Annotated in this window: 11 protein-coding genes; 6 read left to right on the forward strand and 5 right to left on the reverse strand. The window is 54.7% G+C overall.

What is annotated here, in order from left to right; translation table 11 throughout:
* Positions 1–237 precede the first annotated feature (237 nt).
* Positions 238–1,119 (reverse strand): LysR substrate-binding domain-containing protein, encoded by an 882-nt coding sequence (locus AC2FIS_RS19955; protein WP_496775067.1) that lies wholly within the window; start codon positions 1,117–1,119, stop codon positions 238–240.
* Positions 1,120–1,410: 291 nt separating this feature from the next.
* Between AC2FIS_RS19955 and AC2FIS_RS19960 the strand changes: the two genes are divergently transcribed.
* The 6 genes from AC2FIS_RS19960 to AC2FIS_RS19985 all read left to right on the forward strand — a co-directional run bounded on the left by AC2FIS_RS19960 (position 1,411) and on the right by AC2FIS_RS19985 (position 8,898).
* Entirely contained in the window at positions 1,411–2,364 is a 954-nt protein-coding gene (locus AC2FIS_RS19960) for an ABC transporter substrate-binding protein (RefSeq protein WP_496725134.1), read from the forward strand.
* 82 nt (positions 2,365–2,446) lie between these two features.
* Positions 2,447–3,475: a quaternary amine ABC transporter ATP-binding protein gene (locus tag AC2FIS_RS19965; protein ID WP_496775068.1), complete on the forward strand. Its 1,029-nt coding sequence runs from the start codon at positions 2,447–2,449 to the stop codon at positions 3,473–3,475.
* Positions 3,475–5,457 (forward strand): ABC transporter permease, encoded by a 1,983-nt coding sequence (locus AC2FIS_RS19970; protein WP_496775069.1) that lies wholly within the window; start codon positions 3,475–3,477, stop codon positions 5,455–5,457. Before AC2FIS_RS19965 ends, AC2FIS_RS19970 begins: the two co-directional genes overlap by 1 nt.
* A gap of 14 nt (positions 5,458–5,471) precedes the next feature.
* The gene (locus tag AC2FIS_RS19975; protein WP_496775070.1) at positions 5,472–7,871 is read left to right on the forward strand and encodes a trimethylamine N-oxide demethylase; all 2,400 of its coding nucleotides are present in this window, start codon (positions 5,472–5,474) and stop codon (positions 7,869–7,871) included.
* 54 nt (positions 7,872–7,925) lie between these two features.
* The gene (locus AC2FIS_RS19980; protein WP_496775071.1) at positions 7,926–8,429 is read left to right on the forward strand and encodes a hypothetical protein; all 504 of its coding nucleotides are present in this window, start codon (positions 7,926–7,928) and stop codon (positions 8,427–8,429) included.
* Positions 8,430–8,583: 154 nt separating this feature from the next.
* Positions 8,584–8,898, forward strand: a complete 315-nt coding sequence (locus AC2FIS_RS19985; RefSeq protein ID WP_496775072.1) for a hypothetical protein — start codon at positions 8,584–8,586, stop codon at positions 8,896–8,898.
* Positions 8,899–8,965: 67 nt separating this feature from the next.
* On the opposite strand, the gene AC2FIS_RS19990 is transcribed toward AC2FIS_RS19985, so the two are convergent.
* The 4 genes from AC2FIS_RS19990 to AC2FIS_RS20005 are packed head-to-tail and all read right to left on the reverse strand — an operon-like array spanning position 8,966 to position 12,127.
* Entirely contained in the window at positions 8,966–9,643 is a 678-nt protein-coding gene (locus tag AC2FIS_RS19990) for an aspartate/glutamate racemase family protein (protein WP_113788696.1), read from the reverse strand.
* A gap of 7 nt (positions 9,644–9,650) precedes the next feature.
* A complete protein-coding gene (locus tag AC2FIS_RS19995; RefSeq protein WP_496775073.1) occupies positions 9,651–10,373 on the reverse strand; it encodes an ABC transporter ATP-binding protein in 723 nt (240 codons plus the stop codon).
* A gap of 3 nt (positions 10,374–10,376) precedes the next feature.
* The gene (locus AC2FIS_RS20000) at positions 10,377–11,159 is read right to left on the reverse strand and encodes an ABC transporter ATP-binding protein (protein ID WP_113788694.1); all 783 of its coding nucleotides are present in this window, start codon (positions 11,157–11,159) and stop codon (positions 10,377–10,379) included.
* Positions 11,156–12,127: a branched-chain amino acid ABC transporter permease gene (locus AC2FIS_RS20005; protein WP_496775161.1), complete on the reverse strand. Its 972-nt coding sequence runs from the start codon at positions 12,125–12,127 to the stop codon at positions 11,156–11,158. The genes AC2FIS_RS20000 and AC2FIS_RS20005 overlap by 4 nt, the downstream gene beginning before the upstream one ends.
* Between the last annotated feature and the right edge of the window lie 15 nt (positions 12,128–12,142).

Here is a 12,142-nt window from a genome sequence, read left to right on the forward strand (position 1 = left end):
CCTGAATAGGCTTCTTCTGCGCCTCGCGCGCGATTTCAATGTCCGATTTATAGCTCATTGGGCAAAACCCCCGGTTGGAAAAGTCTAACAACGTTTTGGTCGGAATGGTGCGTACCGTCTCAGATTCGTTTTTTCTTTAAAGTAAATAAATATTCCCTTGGGTCAATGCGCGAGTTGTAGTGGTCAAACAGCCCGTTGCCAAACTCACCATCAATGCCCAGCCACCAACAACCCAATTCAGGCGTATCTTTTCCGACCTTCACTAAGACCCAGCAGCCAATCTTCGACTATCAACTGCTCTGGAAAAGCACTGTTGAAAGGTCTTTTCAGCAGGTAATATCCTGACTCAGTTCGCACCGATGCACCCTGGACTGGTCTGACCAAAGCGCCGCTTTCAAGCAATGGGTCAACAAGATGGGCCCAGCCCAACGCAATGCCCAACCCATCAACCGCTGCCTGTACGGATAATGGGTAGGTGTTGAACGCGACAGCCTGTTCCATTGATGATGTTGATACACCATTGCCGCTGAACCACGCACGCCACGTCATCCATTCGGCATGCCCGCTGGTGACTTCAATAAGGTCAAGTTCCGGTAGCGCAGAAAGATCCGCCGCATTGGGATTGCTTTTTAGGTACTCGGGGCTGCAAACCGGAAAAACGGTTTCCCCGAACAAAAGCTTTGCCTCATACCCCGGCCAGTCGCCATCCCCTCGCAGAATTGTCAGGTCCATAGAATCTGACAGACATTCTGCGTCACTGTCAGAAGACACCAAAGAGATACGGATACGGCCATTGGACTTGTTGAACTTGCGAAGTTGCGGCATCAGCCAAAGAGACGCAACAGAATTGGTCGCCGAGATCGAAACCGTATTGGCCTGATGCTTGGCCAGCATGTCGCGGCTGACATCCCGCATCAGGTCTAGTGATTTTTCCACGGTTGCCAGAAGGATGGCACCCTGCTGAGTAAGGGAAACAGAACGATGCCCCCTTACAAACAAGGGCACGTCATAGTGCTGTTCCAGCAAGCGCACTTTGCGGCTGATTGCGGTCTCTGAGATGTTCAGCACCTTGCTGGCTTGCGCAAAACTCTGTGCCTTGGCAGCGGCTTCAAATGCCAACAAATAGTCTAGCGGCGGCAAGACTTTCCCGGTGACTGGCGCTTTTTTTGGCATTTGGGGGCCTTTTCCCGAGCTGGACGACGGCGCGATCGAAAACATTTGCCCGCATCTGGCAACATTCGATCAGGCAACTGTCTGTTAAGATAGCAAAAAGTCGGATTAGCCTCAAGAATTTATGGTCAAAGCCCCTCAAATTTCTGTTCTGCACATTAGACGATCTTGGGCAGAATGCATGAATTCGGGGCCGGAAGAGTCCTCAACTCAAAAATGAATGTCACTCAGGGAGCAAACATGAAACTTACAAACCTACTTTCTGCTGCAACCTTGGCAGCAGTAGCGGGAACTGGCGCGGCTGCCGAAGACAGCAGCGACCCGATCGTAATCCCCATTCACAACTGGTCCAGCCAGATCGTGATGTCGAACGTTGTAGGCCTGATCTTCGAAGAGATGGGCAACAACGTAGAATATGTCACCACCGACAGTCAGGCCGTCTATGAATCGGTACGTTTGGGCGATGTCGCGCTGGAGATGGAAGTCTGGGAAGGTGCCTTTGGTGCATCCTATCGGGCGGCACTGGAAAAAGGTGGTCTGCATGATGCGGGCGATCACGATGCGGTCACGCGCGAGGATTGGTGGTATCCGATGTGGACCAAGGAATCCTGCCCGGGCCTGCCGGACTGGCAAGCTCTGAACGACTGCGCGCACCTGTTCGCGACAGCTGAAACCGGCGACAAAGGCCGATATCTGGATGGGCCGGTCGACTGGTTGAAGCATGGTAAAGAACGCGCCGAAGCACTGGATCTGAACTTTACAGTGATCAATGCAGGTTCAGCCGCAGCCCTTTGGGCCGAAATTGGCGCAGCAGAGGCCGACAAAACGCCGGTTTTGGTCTTTAACTGGACGCCAAACTTCGCCGAAGCTGTTTGGCCAGGTGAGTTCGTTGAGTTCCCAGCATGGGAAGATGGTTGCGACAAGGATCCAGCCAAGGGTCCCAATCCGGAAGCGCTGTATGACTGTGGCAACCCTGCCAAGGGTTACCTGAAAAAGGCAGCTTGGGATGGCATGAAAGACAAGTGGCCGGCCGCGTATTGCGCCCTGACCGAGATTTCTTTCACCAACCCGCAGATTGCTGAGATGGCGAAGCTGGTCGACACTGATGAGCTCGAGCCGGAAGAAGCAGCCGAAGAATGGCTGGACGCCAACCGCGCCGTCATTGATCCTTGGATCAGTGCCTGCAGTACATAATCCGGTTGCATCCACCGAAACTGGCGCGGCCTTGAACATCTCAGCGATGCAAGGCCGCGCTCAACACGAAAGAAAGGCAGCCATGTCCGCCTCAGCGCCTGTCATCTCAGCCAAAAACGTCTGGAAACTGTTTGGGCCCTCGCCAGAGAGCTATCTGAAGTCTCTGACCGCTGACCGCAGTTTCGATGAGATCCGCGCGGATGGGTACATCGCCGGAGTCAAGGACGTCTCGATTGAGGTCGCCCGTGGCGAGATGCTGGTCATCATGGGCCTGTCAGGGTCAGGCAAGTCCACGTTGGTGCGGTGTTTTTCGCGCCTTCACGACATTACAGGTGGAACGATCGAGGTTGACGGTCAGGACATCATGAGCCTGAGCGAGCGCGAGCTGATTGAGCTGCGCCGTAACAAGATGGGGATGGTGTTCCAATCCTTCGGTCTGTTGCCACATCGCACGGTTTTGGACAACGTGGCCTTTCCGCTCGAAATGCGCGGGCAAGATCGCTACGACCGGCGCGAACGCGCACTGGAGGTCATCAAGTTGGTTGGCCTTGAAGGTCGGGAAGAATATTTCCCGCGTGAACTCAGCGGCGGTCAACAGCAAAGGGTCGGCATCGCCCGATCACTGGCGATTGAGCCGGATATCTGGTTTCTGGATGAGCCCTTCTCGGCGCTAGATCCGTTGATCCGCCGTGAAATGCAGGATGAATTCCTGCGTCTGCAAGAGATGCTGGGCAAAACCATCGTCTTCATCACGCATGACTTCGATGAGGCGCTGCGCCTGGCCGACCGGATTGCTATCATGCGCAATGGCGCGGTCGAACAGTGTGACACCCCCGACCAGATCGTGATGAACCCTGCCACCGAGTATGTGGCCAAATTTACCGAAGATGTCGACAAGGCCCGGGTCGTTCATGCGAAGGGGCTTGCAAAGCCCGTGAATGGTCATGCTTTGGAAGGCGCGCCGATCAATGGCGGCTCGACTATTCACGAATTGGCGCGGGTACTGGTAAATGACAAACGCATCCTGTTGCCGGTCGCGGATGACAAAGGCGTTGTCACCGGGGTTCTGGAACGTGACACCGCGTTGAATGTTCTGCTTGGAGCGGAATGATGGCGACGCTGTCCACCGACATATCGGACACAACGAACCGTCCGTGGGGGCAAACCAAAGTCCTAACCGCGCTGCTGGTCACCGCTATTGCACTGATCCTGGCTAAGGCAATTGGCATTCTGCCCGAGTGGCTGAATCGCATTCCTGAGGCTGCAATCCCACCAACGGCGCAGGTTTTGGATGAGATTTTCAACTTCATCCAAAATGACCTCGGTCTGATCTATGTCACCCGCTTTATTGCAGAAGGCCCGCTAGAGTTTCTGCTGGATACATCGGCGAACCTTTTGGAAGGCAAGCGACGCTGGCCCTATCTGGGCCCGATCCCATGGTCCGCAATTGCTGCTGTGGCAGCCGTCGTCGGCTATGCCGTGGGTGGCTGGCGGTTGGCCGCATTGGGTGCGGGAACCTTTATCTGGACCGCCGCAATCGGACAGTGGAAAATCGCCATGCAGACGATGTCCGTCATCGTGGTTGCGGCACCATTGGCTTTCTTGCTGGGTCTGGTACTGGGCATCGCGGCCTGGAAATACGGCTGGTTCGAGCGGTTGCTGAAGCCCATCCTGTCCGTGCTGCAAACCCTGCCATTCTTCACTTATCTCTTGCCAGCAGTGATCTTTTTTAAGGTCGGACCGACAGCTGGGGCCGTCGCAACAATTACCTTTGCCATCCCTCCGATGATCCTGATGACCACGCTGGGCCTGAAAAAAGTCAGCCCCGAAGTGATCGAAGCAGGTCAGATGTCTGGATGTACCAAATGGCAGATGTTGCGCCATGTTTATGTTCCGGCCGCGCGCACCGAGGTTCTGGTCGGCGTCAATCAGGTGATCATGCTGTGTCTTGCGATGGTTGTTCTGACCGCCTTTATCGGAATGCCCGGTCTTGGCGCGAAACTGCTGGCGATGATGGGTAGTTTCAAACTGGGCCGTTCTTTCGAGATTGGTGTCACCATTGTTCTTTTGGCTGTCACGCTGGATCGGATGTCGAAGGCCTTGGTCGTCAAGCAGCCGGTGCACTTCGAACGCGGGACACCTTGGTGGAAAAGGCATCAGATTTCGCTAGTCGCACTAGGTCTGTTTGTTGCATTTACTCTGCTGGCCCAGGTGTTTCCGATCCTGGCTGAAGTTGGTCGCAAGCAGCATCTAAGCCAGGGCAAGGAAATCGACGTGGTGATCAAGTCGTTCCTGGCCATAGACGCGATCAAGGGCACAACCGAATGGCTGCGCTGGTTCCTTAACGTCAAGGTATTGATCCCGTTCCGGAATACGCTACTCGCCATTCCGACGCCTGCTTTTATCCTGCTGGTTGTATCCTTTGCCTATTGGGTCGGTGGCCGAAAGCCCGGCATCTACGCTGCAATCTTCTTTACAATTGTCGCGTTCTCGGGCTGGTGGGATCGGTCGGTCATCACGCTCTATACTGTGATTTCGGCAGTCGCGCTGGCGACTATGATCGGTATCCCCTTGGGCGTTGTTGCAGCCCGTTCCAACCGCTGGTCCAAGAGCATCCTACTGGCCTGCGACACCGCGCAAACCTTCCCAAGCTTCATCTACCTGATCCCCGCGATCATGTTGTTTGGGGTCAATGATGTGGCAGTTGTGTTCTCAATCCTGATCTTCGCCGCCGTGCCGCTGATCCGGTACACGATTATTGGCCTCAGTAATGTACCGCCGGAAATGACCGAGGCGGCAGACATGTCCGGCTCGACCCGTCGGCAAAAGCTGATGTCGGTGCAATTTCCGCTGGCACTGCCGACAATGGCGGTCGGGTTTAATCAGGCAATCATGTTCGCCTTCTTCATGGTTATCATTGCCGCCTTCATCGGCACGCAGGATCTGGGGCAGGAGCTTCAGCGAACACTGGCGGGCACCGAACTGGGCAAGAACTTTGTGCTGGGTCTGAACGTGTCGCTGATGGCGCTGACCTTTGACATGGCAATCAGCAGTTGGGCCGAGAAGCGCAAGCGCGCTTTGGGGCTGGATTAACCGGAGTTTCGGAGATGAACGTAAAACCTGTATTTGAGGTCCCGTTCGAACGCAGCGGAGTTCTGGCCCCCGGCCTTCCGATCCTGCCACATGGAACGGAACGCCACCCGGTCCCCGGAATGGGGTCGCGCGCTGTTCCGGTTTCCAAAGGCGATACGATAACCTTGCTGGACCGCGACGGGATGCAACAGGCCGAGATGGTCTTCTTTGCCCCTAACCGGAGTTCTGATGCGGCCATGCTAGGTGCCTTGGGACATGGACGCCCGGATGGTTTGATTGCGACGCTGGCAAATGGATCACCGTCCGGTAAGAACGTACTACGCGCTTTAGAAGTTGCTGGATTTGACATCGGAAAAGGTGACGCGATCCGGGCGTTTACCGACGGGTCGCGCCCCGGTGACATGGTGCATTTCGTCGCTGAATGTGATGGTCTTCTGATCGTGGCTGCGCCCGGCAGGGCGATGCGTCCAGAAGATAACAACCCTCCCACAGATATCATCCTGTACATTCAGCGCACTGCACCCGGTTTGGCAAAACCCGATGTGGGACCACCCGAACCGCTGGCCGATCCGCTCAAGGACTTCAATATTCAGCCGGGCAATGCCCACTCGTACGAGGTCAAGGCTGGCGAGTTCATCCAGATTGTCGATATTCGCGGGCGTGAGTGCTCGGATTTTCAGGCCTTCAGCCGACGGGCACTGGATCAGGGGATCGAACGCGAGATTGATCCCACAACAACGCGTAGCCTGATGGGCAGCTTGTATCCAAAACCGGGGATTTTTTCGAAGTATTGGTCAGTAGATCAGGAACCTCTGATAGAGATCGTTCAGGATACGTGCGGACGCCATGACACGTTTGGCCTTGCCTGTACGGCGCGGTATTATGAAGATCTCGGTTACCCTGGCCACGTGAATTGCTCGGACAACATCAATAAAGACTTGGATCAGTATGGCATCAAACCACGTGGTGGTTGGCCTGCAATCAACTTCTTTTTCAACACGATGCTGGACGACACCAACGCCATTGGCATGGACGACCCCTGGTCGCGCCCCGGTGACTTCGTCCTGCTGCGCGCGCTGACAGATCTGGTCTGCGTCAGCACCGGCTGTCCCTGCGACATTGATCCAGCAAATGGCTGGAATCCAACCGATATTCAGGTGCGAACCTACAAGGCGACCGAGGATTTCAAAAGATCCTACGGCTATAGAAAATCTGCGGAGGCGGATGTGGAAGAAACCAAGAAAACTGCATTTCACGACTGCTTTGCACGGCACACCCGTGATTTCGTCGAATATAACGGCTATTGGCTGCCCAACACGATGACCAATCACGGCGCGATTGCCGAATACTGGGCCTGCCGCGACAAGGTTGCGGTTATGGACCTCAGCCCCTTGCGGAAATACGAAGTTGTCGGACCCGATGCAGAAGAGCTGTTGCAGCTTTGCGTAACCCGCAACATGAAAAAGCTGAGCGTTGGTCAGGTCGTCTATACGGCTATGTGCTATGAGCACGGCGGCATGATCGACGACGGCACCGTCTATCGTTTGGGTGAGACGAATTTCCGCTGGATCGGCGGGAATGATACCAGCGGATTGTGGCTGCAGGAACAGGCCCTCAAACGCAATATGAATGTCTGGGTGCGCAATTCAACTGATCAATTGCACAACATTGCGGTTCAAGGGCGGTACAGTCGCGACATCCTTTCCAAGATTTTTTGGACACCGCCTCAGCAACCGACGATCGAAGAACTGCCATGGTTCCGGCTTACCGTGGCTCGGGTTGATGATGTGCAGGGGACATCTGTCGTAATTTCTCGGACCGGGTATTCAGGTGAGCTGGGATATGAAATCTTCTGCCATCCCAAAGATGCTGTTGAGATCTTTGATCGCGTCTGGGAGGTTGGCCAGGACTATGGCATAGCTCCGCTTGGACTTTCGGCACTGGATATGGTGCGGATCGAAGGTGGCTTGATCTTTGCCGGGTCCGAATTCGACGATCAAACCGATCCCTTCGAGGCTGGCATCGGCTTCACCGTACCACTGAAATCAAAGCCCGACGATTTTATCGGGCGGCCAGCGATTGAAGAACGCAAGGCCCATCCTCATCGCAAACTGGTTGGTTTCGAGGTTGAGGGAGGTACGGTCCCCTCGCCCGGCGACTGTGTTCGTGTAGGGAAGGCGCAAGTTGGAGAGATTACCAGCGCGATGAAATCACCCATTCTGGGCAAGGTTATTGCGTTAGGCCGGGTTTCGGTCACTCATGCCGTCGTCGGAGCTGACATTGAAATCGGGCAACTGGACGGCCAGCAAAAGCGCCTGAAAGCCAAAGTCGTGCCTTTCCCGCATTTTGACCCAAAAAAGGAACGAGTGAAGGGCAACTATTCAATTGTTGATGTTCCTGATGCAGCAGAATGACGACTTTTTAACAAAAATATTGGTCACAGGGAATCTCCCGTCCGGGCGCAACGTATGCGATTGTTTGCCGTGCTAAAACTGCACGGCAACAGGAGTTCTGTCTGCCGCGCTCCAGCGTCCGATATCGAACCTCACAATAGTGTCTCGGTGTGTTTTTGGCTTTCACTTGTGACGGTTGTGTTCGTTCAACCAACCATTGGACTGGCTGCCGAATGCGCACAAATTTCTGCACTTGAAAGCTATGATGACACCGGGATTGCGCCTGTTGGGTCCGAATGCCAGCCATTCGATGGCTTGGGTAATTCCCGCGGCGTTTCGTGTTATTGGGAATTTCAGTTCAGAAGCGAAAGGGCCACAAACTACTTCCACGACACATGGGCTGAAGTAATGCGTTGTCGAGACGGTACGCCTGCTCCGATTGATAGGCAGGTCAATCACCCAGACAGCTATGAACTTAGAGAATTGAACGCCGGAATTCGTGTCTATCGGGTTGCCATAAAAGACAAGAGCCAAGAGAAGCGCACACTGGTTTTCCTGAGTGTCGAGCACAACAACTGAGGCGACTGTTTGACGTCAGTGCCTTTGGGATTGGTGGAAACTGCGTTTTAATCACAACCTTGGGTGTGCAAAATATTCTGCCCGTCGTCAGAAACCGTGATCTTTAATGACTTTGTTGCAAAATTTTTACCTGTCTGACTGAGGTGAGGCAATCGTGCTAAAGGCCTTACGGATTCAGACAAAGGCTAACCGCGACAATCATATTCAAGGGCGTGTATTTTCCAAAAGAAGTGATCCTGCAAGCGGTGTTCTTCCACCTCCGGCACTCAATTTCGGCCGCCCGATTCCAATTGATATGGTCAGGCGGAAATTCTTGAAAAACATCATTGAGCAAGATCAGTGCGCGTTCTTTGTCGATCCGACGATTCAAAGCGATCTGAAGCGCATCGAAGTTGATCTCGGCAAACATTTTAGCGGCCCGCAAGCCAGCAGAGCCGCCCAAGGCGCGGTTTGGACATCACCTTTCTGAGTGTCATCCAGACGGGCCGTTTGCCGCGCTCGTTCCGCCGTTCGTTTCGAACCATGGCAATCACTCGTCACGCGTAGGAACAAAGCTTCGAGGTCGTTAGCTTGGCTTTCACCAAGGCTTCTGCAAAAGTGACGGCGCAGGCAACACCATCGACGACCGGCAGGCCGAACTCTTCTGAAAGTTGCGACATGAGGTCCGTCATCCCCGCGCAACCCAGAACGATGGCTTCAGCCCTGTCTTCATCAATCGCCGCCCGAACTTCAGCCCGTATCTTGTCGACGGTCTTCGGGTCGTTTTCCTCAAGCTTCAGAACCGGAACATCCGAAGCCCGCACCCGAACACATCGGCGGTCCAGACCATAGCGCAACAGGTTCGCCTCTAACCCTGCAAGCGACCGGGACAATGTTGTAATGACGCTAAATTTTGGACTGATCATGGATGCGGCGTGATAGGCGGCTTCACCAACGCCGATCACTGGGGCAGACGTGACGCAGCGCACCGCATCAACGCCGGTGTCGTCGAAACAGGCTACCACGATTGCATCCACGTCCGGATATTGCGAAACGACGTCCAATAGGCCCGGCACACAGGTCGAAACATCCAGGTATCCCTGAATACTGGCCGGGCCATCTTGCGAGTTGACGGCCACTATCTCGGTTTCTGCATGCGCGACCGCCCGCGCCGCAGCCTCGATCTTTCGGGTCATGGAATTTGTGGTGTTGGGATTGACGACAAGCAGTTTCACAACATCCTCACACTTCTCCGCCCAGATAGGCAGCTTTGATCCGAGGATCGGTCAGAAGTTCCTTGGAATTTCCTGAAATCACGACATTCCCGGTGGTCAGCGCGTAAGCCCGGTGCGAGATCGACAAAGCCATTCGCGAGTTCTGTTCCACCAGCAGCACTGAAACGCCTTCGTCCCGATTGATGGCCACAATCGAACGAGCAATGTCCTGTACCAGTTTGGGCGCAATGCCCAACGATGGTTCATCCAGCAACAACAGGCGCGGTTTAGCCATCAGTGCGCGCCCGATGACCATCATCTGCTGCTCGCCACCTGACAGTGTGCCCGCCGATTGGGAATAGCGTTCTTTCAAACGCGGGAACCGTTCCAGTACGGATTCCAGCGTTTGATGGATACCTGCCTTATCCGACCGGGTGAACGCCCCCATCAGCAGATTGTCTTTCACGGTCATGTAGGGGAAAACGCGGCGTCCTTCGGGCACCATGGCGATGCCCTTGGATACGATGTCGGCCGGATTGGCCCCATCGATCTGTTCACCCTCGAAAGAAACCGACCCGGATTTGACCTTGGCCAGCCCGGTAATCGCCCGCAGGATCGAGCTTTTGCCAGCACCATTTGCGCCGATCAATGCAACCGTTTCACCCTGTTCCAGGTCAATCGACACACCTTTCAGCGCATAGACGTGATCGTAGTAGAGCTCGACATCCTTGAAATTCAACATCTTTGTCATGGCTCAGATCCCGATCTCGTCATCTGCGCTGCCCAGATATGCTTCGATGACTTTTTCGTTGTTCTGGATTTCAGCAGGTGTGCCTTCGGCGATCATTTCGCCAAAATTCAGCACAACAATCCGGTCGGAAATATTCATCACCGCAGGCATGTCGTGTTCCACCAAAAGGACGGTGACACCTCGGTCATCACGCACCTTTCGCACCAGATTGACCATCTTCATGGTCTCGTCGTGGTTCATTCCAGCAAAAGGTTCGTCCAACAGCAGGACCTTGGGGTCAGTGGCAAGACCAATTGCGATCCCCAGCGCCCGCAGGTTGCCTTGTGGCAGGTTCGAGGCCTGCTCATTGGCGATTTCCGTCATGCCAAGGAAGTCGATCAGATCGTCGGCATATTGCCCAAAGCTATCGACATCCTCATGCGCTGTCTTCGTGCCCCAGAAGTACCCCGCCAATGAGGCACGGGCCCGCAAATGCTGAGCAACGATGATGCTTTCGCGCACAGTCATCGACTTGAAGATTGTCGTTTCCTGAAACGTGCGGACAACTCCCTTACGCGCCACCACATGAGGCTTCAGGTTCGAAATCCTCTCGCCCTTAAACAGCACTTCCCCTGCCGTCGTGGGTAGAAAGGACGAGATCATCTTGAATAGGGTGCTTTTACCGGCGCCATTCGGACCGATCACCGACAGGATTTCGTTTTCATTGACGTTGAAAGAAATATCGCTGTTGGCGGTCAGACCGCCGAACTTTTTGGTGACATGGCGAACTTCCAGAAGATGGCTCATTTGTCGGCCTCCTTCTTTCCAGGCAGCCGAAGGCTAAGCAGGCCGTTGGGAAGAAACAGCATCAAGATGATCAACATGCTGGAATAAGCCAGCAGCTGGAAGCGGCCGAGCTCGAACAGCAGATCCCAACCAAAGTACAGAACCAGCGTGCCCAGCATTGGACCAAAGACATAGCCAAGCCCGCCAAGGAAGCAGTTCAGCATGAAATTCACACTATCGGCGACCTGAAAGCTAGAGGGATAGACCGACTGCGCGATTGAGCCGAACATCGCCCCGCCAATACCGCCCAAAAAGGACGAGATCGCGAACACGATGACCCGGATGTACGAGATATTGACGCCGATAGAACTTGCCAGCTCCTCGTTCTGCTGCATCGATCGGCACAGATGGCCAAGCCTCGAATTCACCAGCCGGTACATGGCTGCGAAGGTCAGTACCATCAGCACGCTGGCAGCGTAGTAGAAAGCCAACCTTGGGTTTTCCAGTGTCGCAAAATCCGGGATTAGGTTCAGCCCCAATACCGACACACTGCCGGGCAACGGGATCGAAGTGATGCCCTTGGCGCCGTTTGTGATTGGCAATGCCAGTGCAGTCAGCGTGACCACCTGTGTCAGCACCAGCGAAATCATGGCGAAGTAGACACCCCTAAGGCGCAGGATTGGAACCCCTATCACAACCGCCACAGCGGCGGCGAACAGTCCCGCCAGCGGCAGTGACAGCCAGAATGACATGCCTGCTTTTGTCACTAAAACGGCCGACACATAGGCCCCGATCAGGGCAAATGCCCCCTGCCCAATATTGATGCGCCCGATGTAGAAGGTGAGCCAGACCCCTGCGCTGGCGATAGACAAGAGCGCCACCGAGGTCAGAGTATAATACAGGTCGGACCGTCCGGAAGCCGCGATAAAGCCAGGTATTGCGATGAAAACGGCCAGTAGGAAGATAGCCACACCGGCCCATTGGATCATGTTGAGTTTCGGCAC

It is taken from the genome of Ruegeria sp. CDSB113, from assembly GCF_059611045.1.

What these genes read in the sequence shown, in the direction of transcription:
- AC2FIS_RS19970 (WP_496775069.1), top strand. Translation starts at nt 3,475, where the DNA reads ATGGCGACGCTGTCCACCGACATATCGGACACAACGAACCGTCCGTGG.
- AC2FIS_RS19965 (WP_496775068.1), top strand. Translation starts at nt 2,447, where the DNA reads ATGTCCGCCTCAGCGCCTGTCATCTCAGCCAAAAACGTCTGGAAACTG.
- AC2FIS_RS20000 (WP_113788694.1), bottom strand. Translation starts at nt 11,159, where the DNA reads ATGAGCCATCTTCTGGAAGTTCGCCATGTCACCAAAAAGTTCGGCGGT.
- AC2FIS_RS19960 (WP_496725134.1), top strand. Translation starts at nt 1,411, where the DNA reads ATGAAACTTACAAACCTACTTTCTGCTGCAACCTTGGCAGCAGTAGCG.
- AC2FIS_RS19980 (WP_496775071.1), top strand. Translation starts at nt 7,926, where the DNA reads ATGCGATTGTTTGCCGTGCTAAAACTGCACGGCAACAGGAGTTCTGTC.
- AC2FIS_RS20005 (WP_496775161.1), bottom strand. Translation starts at nt 12,127, where the DNA reads ATGATCCAATGGGCCGGTGTGGCTATCTTCCTACTGGCCGTTTTCATC.
- AC2FIS_RS19975 (WP_496775070.1), top strand. Translation starts at nt 5,472, where the DNA reads ATGAACGTAAAACCTGTATTTGAGGTCCCGTTCGAACGCAGCGGAGTT.
- AC2FIS_RS19995 (WP_496775073.1), bottom strand. Translation starts at nt 10,373, where the DNA reads ATGACAAAGATGTTGAATTTCAAGGATGTCGAGCTCTACTACGATCAC.